The organism is Lysobacter capsici, assembly GCF_018732085.1.
GTDB classification, from domain to species: Bacteria; Pseudomonadota; Gammaproteobacteria; order Xanthomonadales; family Xanthomonadaceae; genus Lysobacter; species Lysobacter capsici_A.
In genome coordinates, this window is record NZ_CP076103.1 from 2,867,585 (window position 1) to 2,879,913 (window position 12,329).

Annotated in this window: 1 protein-coding gene; it reads left to right on the forward strand. The window is 69.8% G+C overall.

The genetic code is table 11. The features are described 5' to 3' along the window. The first annotated feature begins 212 nt into the window (after window positions 1–212). Window positions 213–12,239, forward strand: a complete 12,027-nt coding sequence (locus KME82_RS12245) for a filamentous hemagglutinin family protein (protein WP_215498748.1) — start codon at window positions 213–215, stop codon at window positions 12,237–12,239. Window positions 12,240–12,329: the final 90 nt, after the last annotated feature.

Genomic DNA, 12,329 nt, shown 5'->3' on the forward strand with positions numbered 1-12,329 from the left:
AAAGCAAAAGCAAAAGCAAATCCCCCGCGTCCGCTGCGCGGTCGCCGCCCCCTTTTTCAAAGGGGGCAACAGCAGGTTGCGCCGGGTTGCCGATGGCGCGCGCTCATGCAATCGCAACCGCCATCGCCCGCCACATCCCAAACCACGCCCCCCGATCCCCATCGCCGCGAGACCCCCGCCGCGCCGTCACGCCGTATGCAAAGGAAGCCGTCATGACCCGCAAGCCCGTTCGTGGTTTCCGTACCAGTCCGCTGCGCGTGCTCGCGCTGAGCGCGGCGATCTCGATGGCCTTGATCGGCGGTACGGCGCAGGCCGATCCCAATCCGTTCGCGCGGCGCGGGCTCGATCCGTCCGCGCAGGCCGCGCGCGCGGTGCAGCAGCAAGGGCTGCAATCGGTGCGCGCGCAACGGGCCGCGCAGAAATCGCTGGCCGCGTTCGGTCGGGCCGCGCAGGTGCGCAGCGCGCTCGATGCGGCGCAGGTCGCCGCGCGCGCCGCGGCGGCGGCTTCGCAGATCGGCAACAACGTGCCCAACGGCCTGGGCGAGGGCGGTTTGAAGATCGCCGCCGGCGTGCGCATCGAACCCGGCGCGATCCTCGCCAACGATCCGCGCCTGGGCGAATCCAAGCTGTGGCTCGGCGCCAAGGCCCCGACCCAGCGCGTCGACGGCGCCGACACCACGGTCACCATCGAGCAGACCCAGAAGAAAGCCATCCTGAGCTGGGAAAGCTTCAACGTCGGCAAGCAGACCACGGTGTATTTCGACCAGCGCGGCGGCAACCAGAGCAGCGGCAACGACTGGATCGCGCTCAACCGCATCGACGATCCCAGCGGCCGGCCCAGCCAGATTCTCGGCCGGGTCAAGGCCGAGGGCAGCGTGTACCTGCTCAACCGCAACGGCGTGGTGTTCGGCGGCGGCAGTCAGGTCAATACGCGTTCGCTGGTGGCTTCGTCGCTGAATCTGTTCGACAACGACGTCGCCAAGAGCAATCGCATCTTCATCAACGAAGGCATCCAGCGCGCCCGGCAGGACACCCAGGACGCGTTCGTGCTGACCTCCGAACGGGTCGACTACAGCGGCATCGGCGCGTTGCCGAGCCAGCCGGGCGACATCAAGATCGAAGCCGGCGCGCAGATCAAGACCGCGGCCGGCGGCTACGCGCTGATCGCCGCGCCGAACATCAGCAACGCCGGCAGCGTGCAGGGCGAGGACGGGCAGGTGCAGATGGCCGCGGTGATCGGCGCGCGCGCCGGCCAGCCCAGCGGCGGCAACGATCTGCGTTTGCGCTACGGCGACATCGGCACGGTCGCCGGCACCGATCCGGCTGCGCTGGGCTACGGCCGCTTCGACAACACCGGCATCATCGCCAGCAAGCGTGGCGAGGTGACTCTGACCGGCCACGACATCCGCCAGGACGGCTATGTCGGCACCACCACCGGCGTCAGCCGGCCCGGCAAGATTTCGATCGTCGCCGCCAACCACACCCGCGCCAGCGACGCCAACACCGCCGCCGAACTCGCCGACCGCATCGGCGGTTCGCTGAGTTTCGGCCGCGATTCGGCCACCGTGATCCTGCCCGAGCGCGACGGCGAAACCACCACCTCCGCGCCGAGCGCCGACAAAGCGTTCCAACCGCCGAGCGCGACCCTGGCCGGCGCGCAGATCCGCTTCCAGGAAAATTCGCTGGTGCTGATGCCCGGCGCCAACCTCGATCTGGTCGGCATGGACGTGCTGCGCCAGGCCGGAGTCAAGCCGCCGCCGGGACGCATCCTGCTCGAACACGGCGCGACGCTCAATGTCGCCGGCTTGACCGATGTGCAGCGTCCGATGTCGGACAACTACGTCACCATCGAACGCATCGGCGAAAACGAACTCGCCGATTCGCCGCTGCTGCGCGGCGGCGGATTGTTCCGGCAGAAAGTGCAGCTCGGCATCCGCGAGCACGGCGTCACCGACGACGGCCGCGCCTGGGTTGGCAGCCCCTTGCTCAACGCCGCCGGTTACGCCGATCAGGTGCCGCGCAAGATCGACCAGATGCTGGTCGACGGCGGTTCGATCAACGTCATCGGCCGCGACTTCGTCGCGCGCTCGGGCTCGACCATGGAACTGGGCGCCGGCTACGTGCATTACCTCGGCGGGATGGTGGAATCGCGCCGCCTGCTCGGCGCCGACGGCCGCCGCTACAGCCTCGCCGATGCCGATCCGAGCCAGAGTTACCTGGGTTTCGCCGACGCCTACACCCTCGACCATCAGCGCTGGGACGTGCAGGAAGTGTTCGGCTCGCCGCTGGGCGGGCGCGAGCGCCGCTTTGAGTCGGATTATCTGGAAGGCGGCGACGCTGGCACCTTGAGCATCCGCTTGAAGCAGGACGCCAGCGGCGGCGCCAACGGCGTCGAAAGCGGGCTGCTGCTCGCCGGCGACATCCATGCCGAGGCCGAATCCGGCCGTCATCAGATCGAGCGCGGCGAACTCGCGCGCGGCGGCGTATTCAAGCTGTCGGTCGACAACGGCCCGTTCACCGACTGGCGCCTGCAATCGGCGCGCAGCGAGGACGCGCCGGCCGGGTTCGGCATGAACACCGCGCTGCCGCACACCTTCGCCGCCGACGGTTCGCGCGTCACCAACGTGTCGACGCAGTTGCTCAACGCGGCCGGCTTCGGCGCGGTCGAGATCAACGATCCGCGCGCCCATATCGAAGTCGCCGCCGACGCGCAGTTGCAGGTGCAGGCCGGCGGACGCATCGCCCTGAGCGGTTCGCGCATCAACGTGGACGGCAGCTTGCAGGCCGAATCGGGCGATATCGTGCTGTCGGCCGCGGCCGAATTCGACAACGACCTCAAGGCCGGCGAACGGCGCGGCATCACCGTCGGTTCGGGCGCGCGCCTGTCCACCCGCGGGCAGTGGGTCAACGACGGCGACCGCATCGCCGGACAACGCAGCGGCGGCGCCAACATCGATGGCGGCAGCATCCGCCTGAGCACGACCTCGCGCCTGCAGAACAACGGCGGCGAATTGCGCGACGCCAGCGGCGCGATCGTGCTCGAACGCGGCGCGGTGCTCGACGTGTCCGGCGGCGGCCGCATCCTGCCCGATGGTAGCCTTGCGCAGAAGAACGGCGTGCCGCTCGGCCGCGGCGGCGACATCGCGCTGCTGACCTACCAACCGGCCGCGGGCGACGAGAATTCGCTCAACGGCAACCTGCCGGCGTCGTTCTACGCCGCCGACGGCGAAGCGGGGCAGTTGCGCTTCCAGGACGCGACCGTGCATGCGGGCGGTCTGGCCGGCGGCGGGCGTTTGAGCCTGCAGGCGCGCGACATCCGGATCGGCGGCGCGGCCGGGACCGCAGCGTCCGACGATGCGCGCACCCTGCGACTCGATGCGGGTTTCTTCGAACAAGGCGACTTCGGCAGCTACGATCTGGTCGCCCAGCACGACGCGACCATCGCCGCGGACACCACCGTGCGGGTCTCGCAGCGCAACTTCGTCCCCAACCGCGAAGCGCTGCGTCTGCTGCCGACCGGCGCGGATCTTTACGCAGGTTTGAACCTCGACGGCCGCGGCGACAACGGCGCCTTCGGCCTGATCGACACCTTCCACCGCACCGCCGCCGACTTCGCTCTCGAAGCCGGCGCCGCGACCGGCCGCACCTTGCCCAACCACCCGCAACTGGGACAACTGCGCGACACCTTGTTGCTCGACGAAGGCGCGCAGCTGCAACTCGATGCCGGCGGCGACGCACGCCTGGGCTCGCGCGGTCAGCTCACCGTGCTCGGCAGCGTGACCGCGCACGGCGGCAGCATCGCGCTGTCCGGCGATACCTCGGTGCAGGGCCTGTCGCCCTCGCACAGCCCGGCGCCGATCGATTACTGGCGCGGTTCCAAGTCGGTGTGGGTCGGCCAGGATGCGGTGCTGGACGTGTCCGGCGTGGCCTTGCTCGATCCGTTCAAGACCCCGTTGCCGCAAGGCGGCGCGGTGCCGCGCGACGGCAAGGTGCTCGACGGCGGCCGCATCACATTGAGCAGCGACAGCGGTTACGTGGTGGTCGAGCAGGGCGCGCGACTGGATCTGTCCGGCGCGCGCGCGGTGTTCGATCTGCCGGCCGACGGTGCCGGCCTCGGCGATGCGCGGCTGGCGCCGCGCCCGGTGTGGAGCGCCGGCGGCGACCTAATGCTGTCGTCCGCGGCCGGTCTGTATTTCGATGGCGATATCCATGCCGCGGGCGGCGATGCGCAGGCGCGCGGCGGCAGCGTGCAGTTGCTCGCGGCGCAAAGCACGCGGCCGCTCGACAACAGCGGCGGCCGCGCGCCGCTGGCGACCAGCGCGATCGTGTTCCATCAGGACGGCAGTCGCTTGAACGCAGCGGCCAAGCCCGGCGAAACGATCGAGCCGGGCGCGGCCACGCCATCGGGCAAGATGTATTTCGCCGCCGATCGTCTCCACGGTTCCGGCGTCGACACCTTGCTGGTCGGCATCGGCGAGGACGGATTGCCGCAAGGCCCGTTGGTGACGCCGGTCGTGTTCGACGGCGCGGTCAACCTGTCGCTGTCGCGCGCCTTGATGATGAACGCACGCGCGTTCGTGGCCGGCAGCAACAGCGGCGAAGCGAAGTTGTCGGCGGCGTACGTGTCGCTGCAAGGCCTGTTGCCCGGCAGCGAGCGCAGTCGCGCGCTGGCCGAGCCGGGCCGTCCGGGTGATGCGCGTTTGTCGGTCGAGGCCGGTTTCATCGATATCGGCGGTCGCGTGACCTTGCAGAACTTCGGCGAGGCGCGCTTCGCCAGCCGCGGCGATCTGCGCCTGCACACGCCGACCGAGTACCAGAGCGTCGCGGTGGCCGGCGAAACCCGCCAGGTCCCCGGCGAACTGCTGACCTCGGGCGATCTGACCTTGTCCGCCGCGCAGGTGTATCCGGCCAGCGGCGAGACCTTCATCGTGCGCGCGCTCGGTACGCGCAACGGCGCCGGCGCCACCGCGCCGCGCGATGAAACCACGATCCGCATCGAAGGCAACGGCAACGCCGCGGCGCTGCCGTTGTCGGCCGGCGGGCGGCTGTTGTTCGACGCCAGCCACATCGAACAGGCCGGCGTGGTGCGCGCACCGGGCGGACGCATCGTGCTCGGCGCCGGCGCGGCCACCGATCCGGACACGCTCGCCTTGTTCGGCGGTCTCGCGTTGACGCCGACCCAGAGCGTCAAACTCGGCGCCGGCAGCCTGACTTCGGTATCGCTCGACGGTCGCGTGCTGCCCTACGGCAAGACCGTCGACGGCCTGCAATGGAACGCCAGCGATATCGAAGTCAACCTCAACGCGCCGTCGGCGCGGCAGGTGCGCATCGACGGCGCCGATCTGGCCCTGGACGACGGCGCGCGCGTGGATCTATCCGGCGGCGGCGATCTGCAGGCGTTCGAATGGATCGCCGGCACCGGCGGCAGCCGCGATGTGTTGTCCGCGGTCGGCACCAGTTATGCCGACGGCGGCAGCGGCAGCGCGGCGTATCTGTATCCCGATCAGCGCGGCGTATACGCGGTCGTGCCCGGCGTGCAATCGCCGCTGGCGGCCAGCGATCCGCTGCTCAGCCAGGGCCAGGTCGGCAGCGAAGTCGGCAAGTCGGTTTATCTGAGCGGCGTGAAAGGTCTCGCCGATGGTGTCTACACCTTGCTGCCGGGCCGTTACGCGACCTTGCCCGGCGCATTCCGGGTGGTTCAGCGCAGCGGCGGCCAGGACAGCCTGAGCAGCCGCAACCTGACCGCACCCGACGGCACCCAGGTGGTCGCCGGTTACTACGTCGATTCGCTCAGCGGCGCGCGCGATGCGCGCAGCAATCGCTTCGAAGTGCAGTCGCGCGAAGTCTGGGGCCGCTACTCACAGTACCAGCTCAGCAGCGCGAACACGTTCTTCGCCGCGCGCGCGGCCAAGGCCGGGCTGATCGCGCCGAACCTGCCGCGCGACGGCGGGCAACTGGTGCTCAGCGCGCAGCGCGCGCTGGAACTCGGCGCGCGCCTGGATGTGGCCGCGGCGGCCGGCGGTGCGGCGGCGCAGGTCGACATCGTCGCCGATGCGATCCAGATCCGCGGCGATGCGCAGGCCGCACGCGACGGCTACGTGCAGCTCGACGCCAAACAGCTCAGCGCGCTCGGCGCCGGCAGCCTGCTGATCGGCGGCGTGCGCAGCCAGACCGGCGAGGGCACGCGCATCGATGCGCGCACCCGCGACCTGATCGTGTCCAACGATGCGTCCGCGCCGCTGCAAGGCGCCGAGATCGTGTTGGTCGCGCGCGCCAGCGACGGCGCGCAAGGTTTGCAGATCGAAGACGGCAGCGTGATCCAGGCGCGCGGCCAGTTGGCCGGCGCCAGCGATCGCCCGTTGTTGATCGGCGCGGTCGCCGACAGTGCGAGCAACACGGCCGCGGTCAGCGGTGACGGCGCGTTGCTGCGCGTGTCCAACGCCGGCGCGGTCGACGTGCAGCGCCGCAACGTGCCGGCGTTCGAACAATCGCGCGGCCTGCTGCGGGTCGGCGAAGGCGCGCGGCTCGACGGCGGCGCGTCGCTGACGCTCGACAGCACCGGCCAGGCCGTGGTCGACGCCAGCGCCTCGCTCGGCGGCCGCGACATCCAGGCCAACAGCGGCCGCATCGCCTTCACCCAGGACGACAACGGCAACTACGACGGCTTCGTGATCGGCCGCAACACCTTGAACCAGTTCGCCGCGGCCGAACGGGTGAGCCTGCGCAGCTACGGCGACATGGCGTTCTTCGGCGACATCTCGGTCGATACCGATCGCCAGCTCAGCCTCAGCGCCGGCCGCTTCGTCGGCGACGGCGGCACGGTGACCTTGCGCGCGGACCGCCTGAGCCTGAGCAACGACCTGGGCGCGGCGAGCACCACCAATGCCGACGCATCCGGCAGCGGCGTGTTGCAGCTGCGCGGCGGCGAAGTGGTGTTCGGCGGCGGCGACAAGCGTCTGCTCGGCTTCGGCGCGGTCAGCGTCGACGCCAACCGTTCGATCGCGGTCCAGCAACGCGGCAGCTTCGATTTCGGCGCCGCCTCGCTGAGCCTGCGCTCACCGCTGATCCAGGCCGATGCCGGCGCCGACAACACGTTGCGCACGACCGGCGCGATCGTGCTCGCGCGTAGCGCCGGCGATGCCGGCAGCGCGCGTCCGCAAGGCGGCGCGATCCAACTCGACGGCGCCAGCATCAGCGGCAATGCCCTGATCCGCGCCAATTCCGGCAAGGTCGGCCTGCACGCGCGCACCGGCGACCTGCGCCTGGACGACGGCACGGCGATCGACACCTCGGCGGTGCCGAAGGCGATCTTCGACCAGACCGTGTACTCGCCGGGCGGCCGCATCGAACTGCAGGCCGATCATGGCGCGATCCACCTGGCGAGCAACGCCAGCCTCGATGTATCCGCCGACGCAGGCGGCGGCGATGCCGGCGAACTGCGCATCGTCGCGCCCGAACGCCAGGCCGAACTGCTCGGCGCGCTCAAGGGCTCGGCGCCGAAGGGGCGCGGCGGCCGCATCGACATCGATGTCGGCGCCGCGCTCGATCTGGACGGCCTGTCGCAGCGATTGAACGACGGCGGCATCAACCAACGCGTCGCGGTGCGCACCCGCAGCGGCGATCTGCAACTGTCGGCCGGGCATACGCTGAAGGCGCGCGAGATCAGCCTCACCGCCGACGGCGGCGCGGATGCGACCACGCGCGATCCCGACAACGGCCACGTCCGCATCGTCGGCACCCTCGATGCCTCGGGCACGTCCGGCGGCAAGATCGAGCTGTGGGGCCGCCATGGCGTCGATATCGACGGCCGTTTGCTGGCCAACGGCAGCGCCGCCAACAAGCGCGGCGGCGAAGTGAAGATCGGCACCGGCGGCGCCAGCGACGGAACGCTCAACGCCGATTACGGTTATCAGAACGTGCGCGGCGAAGACGCCGGCATCATCCGGATCGGCCGCGATGCGCTGATCGACGTGCGCGGCGGCAGCGCCGGCGGCCTGTCGGGCGGACGCGTCGACCTGCGCGCGCCGCTGCTGCAGGGCGGCGATGTCAACGTGGTGATCGAGGACGGCCAGCGCATCGTCGGCGCGCGCGAAGTCGGGCTGGAAGCGTATGCGGTCTGGAGCACCACCGACGCGCACGACGACAGCACTGCCGGCAAGCACTTCGACGGCATCGTCGATCCGGCCGGCTGGTACGACGCGCAGGGGCAACTGCTGCCGGGCACCTGGACCGACGTCAACGGCGTGGTCCTGGCGCCGCCGACCACGCCCGAACAACTCAAGCAATACCTCAACCGCCACTTCTTCGCGCCCGATCAGGCCAACCGCGCGCACCAGACCTTCTACGGCTATGTCGACGGCAACGCCGAGGCGCATCAGTCGGGCACCTTGATGGGTTTCGTGCGCAATCCGGGCTTCGCCTTCGGCGATCGTTTCGCCGGCGTCGCCAACTTCCGCGCGCGGCCCGGCGTGGAACTGCGCAATCCCGATCCGACCATCAACGGCGGCGCGATCCGGGTGTTGACCAACTGGAACCTCAACTCCGGCGAACTGGGCAATCTGGATTTCCGCTACAACGGCGCCGCGCCGGTGCTGACCCTGCGCGCGGACGGCGACGTCGAAGTCGCCGCGACCATCTCCGACGGCTTCTACAACTACAACGCCAGCGGCGGCGGCGCGGTCGGCTCGTATCCGGTCTCGCACCAGCGTTACACCGACGCGCTCAGCGCGATCGATCCGATCGCCTACGACTACCTGCCCGAACCGGTGCAGTACGACGGCGATTCCGAGGAAATCGGCCAGTACTACGGCCAGTACGACGAACTGCTGAAGATGCTGACCGATCCGGCGCCCGAGCTCACCGACGTGTTCGGCCCGGGCACCAGTTTCCTCAAGGCGATCGAACAGTTCCTGCTCAGCGGCCCGGTCGATCCCGATCCGCCGATCCTCGGCCCGGCGCCGCCGACCTCGCCGGCCGGTTACACCGATTACGTCGGCGGCTATCGCGATTACCTGTTGCGCCTGACCCAGCAGGTGTTCGACCCGGGCATCATTCCGACCGTCAACGAACGCCCGGTGTTGCCGGTGCTCGGGCCGGTGCCGGCCGCGGCCGACCGCACCCCGAGCCTGCAGGCGTCAGCGCTCAAGCCGATGCCGTTCGCCGACAAGATTCTCGCAGGCGGCGACAGCAGCAGCTATCGCTTCATCGCCGGCGCGGATTTCTCCAGTGTCGCCCCGGGTTCGGTGCGCGGCGATCAGAACGCGGACCTGAAGTTCGACGGTCACACCACGTTGTTGCAGAACGGCAAGCGCGAACTGCTGATGCCGAACATGCTGCGCACCGGTACCGGCGCGATCGAGCTGGCTTCGTCGCGCGACATCCGTTTCGCCGATCGCGATGCGCCGGCCAGCGTCTACACCGCCGGCCGTCCGGGCGAAGGCACCACGGCCGATCGTTCGCGTCCGACCGTGGATTCGAATCAGTCCGCCTCCAACACCGCGCTCGACATCATCGTCACCGGCCCGGTCAATCCCGAAGCGGCCGGCGACATCGGCCTGCGCGCGGGCCGCGACATCGTCGGCAACCGGCAGATCTACGACGACGCGGCCGGCAGCCGCAGCGGCAACGCCGGCAGCTATCTGGGCCAGTACTGGTGGCCGTGGATGCAGACCGGCAACGTGCTCGCCGACGATCAGCGCACGGTGCTGTCGACCTCGATCAACTTCGGCGGCTTCGCCCAGGGCCTGCTCAGCGTCGGCGGCGATATCGACATCAGCGCGGGACGCGACATTCGCGAAGTGTCGGCCTCGGCGCCGACCACCTGGGTCAAGGACGACAACGCGCTGCGTTTGTTCGGCGGCGGCGACATCCGCGTCGACGCCGGCCGCGATCTGCTCGGCGGCGATTTCTTCGTCGCCAAGGGCGAGGGCGAAATCAACGCCGGCGGCCGCATCGGTTCGGCCTTCGACCTGGATGCGCTGGTGTTCATCGACAACATCTCCGCCGTCGCCAGCCGCATGCGCAGCGCAGTCGCGCCGATCCTGGCGATGCAGGACGCCAACTGGCGGGTCACCGGCGCGCAGGACGTGGAAATCGGCCGCGTGCTCAATCCGTCGTACGCGCGTCTGCCCGATAACGTCGCCGATTCGCAGTCCTACGGCCGCGACAGCCAGCTCAGCGTGACCTCGGTGGCCGGCGATCTGTCGTTCGACACGCTCAGCCTCGGCGATGTGCTGTTCGCCTACGGCAACCGCAGCACCTCGCGCGCGCAGGCGCCGTACGAGATCCACGACAACCCGATCTTCGCCCAGGTGCTGCCCTCGACGCTGTCGCTGAGCGCGGCCGCGGGCGATCTGAGCCTGCACAACGGCGGCCAGTTGTTCCCGTCGGTGAACAGCCAGCTCAGCCTGCTGGCCGGCGGCGATCTGCATCTGCTGTCGGATCAGTTCCCGCTGGTCGACAGCTTGCGCATGCTCGATATCGATCCGGACTGGATGCCGTCGCCGTTCCGGCAACTGGCCAGCCTGCCGGGCGAAACCGCGTTCGACTACGCCTTGATCGATCGCTTCGAACCCGATCGCAACCAGCGTGCCAACCTGCATCGCGACGATGCGCAACTGGTGCGGATCTACGCGCTCGGCGACATCCTCGGCGGCATCCAGAGCGAGCGCTCCAGCCTCAACACGCTACGCATCGATCTGCCCAAGCCGGCCACGGTGCGCGCCGGCCGCGACATCGTCGACCTGGATTTCCGCGGCCAGAATTACCGCGCGTCCGACGCCACCCGCATCCTCGCCGGCCGCGATCTTTACTACCGGCCGCTGGCGCGCGGCAACGGCGCGTTCAAGACCTCGCAATCGTGGTTGCAGATCGGTGGGCCGGGTACCTTCGAAGTGCAGACCGGTCGCGACCTCGGCCCGCTGACCTCGGCCAACGAAGCCTATGCCAACAACCAGCTCAAGCCCGACGGCGGCGGCATCCGCAGCATCGGCAACCGCGACAACGCCGGCCTGCCGTTCCAGGGCGCGGACCTGGTGGTGCGCTTCGGCGTCGCGCCGGGCGTCAACACGCGTGCGTTCGCGCAGCGCTACCTCGATCCGTCCAGCGCCGATGCGGCCTCGTACTCGGCCTTGCTGATCGCCTACATGCAGCAACTGCGCCAGGACGACATCGCTCGTAACGGCGGGACCGGCAACGGCGCGGCAGGCGGCGATGCGCCCGCGCTCAACGCCGAGCAGGCCTGGCAGGCGTTCGCGCAGCAGCCCGAAGCCGTGCAGCAGCGCCTGGTCGACAAGGTTTTCCTCGACGTGCTCAAGCGCGCCGGCCGCGACAACAAGGACCCGGCGAGCCCCGAGTTCGGCAAGTACGCCGCCGGCTATCGCGCGATCAACACCTTGTTCCCGGCCGCGCTGGGCTACACCGCCAATCAGCTCGAAGGCGGGCAGAACGGCGCCGAGAAACCGGTCTCGACCGGCCAGCTCGACATGCGCGGTTCGACCTTGCAGACCCAGCAGGGCGGCGACATCCGCATCCTCGGCCCGGGCGGCGATATCCAGGTCGGCAGCGTGGCCGCGCCGCCGATGGTGGTGAACAACCAGGGCGCGGTGGTGATCGGTCCGAACCAGCAGGGCATCCTGACCCTGGACATCGGCGACATCGGCCTGTTCGCCGACCGCAGCGTGCTGCTCGCGCAGAGCCGCATCTTCACCCAGCGCGGCGGCGACCTGCTGATCTGGAGTTCCAACGGCGACATCAACGCCGGCAAGGGCGCCAAGACCTCGTCCGACAAACCGCCGGTGCGCTACGTGTGCGACATCGACCACAACTGCCGGATCGACGCCAAGGGCCTGGTCAGCGGCGCCGGCATCGCGACCTTGCAGACGGTGCCCGGCGCCAAGGCCGGCGACGCGGTGCTGGTTGCGCCGCGCGGCACCATCGACGCGGGCGACGCCGGCATCCGCATCAGCGGCAACCTGATCGTCGCCGCGCAGACGGTGGCCAACGCCGACAACATCCAGGTCGACGGCGATTCGATCGGCATCCCGGTCGCGCGCGGCGTTGACACCGGCGCCCTGTCGGCCGCGTCCTCGGCGAGTTCCGGCGTCAACGCCGTCGCGCAGGACATGGCCGGCCAGCGACCGGCGCTGGCGACCCGCGACATCCCGGCGTTGATCTCGGTGCAGGTGATCGGCTTCGGCACCTGCGGGGTGGATGATCCGCGTTGTGTGAATTCGCCGTAGCGATGAGGGCCGCGTGGCCGCGAGCGGATCGCTTGCGGTGAGGTGATCGTGCGATGGAGTGGGGCGGCCGGCAGGCCGCCCCTTTTTGTT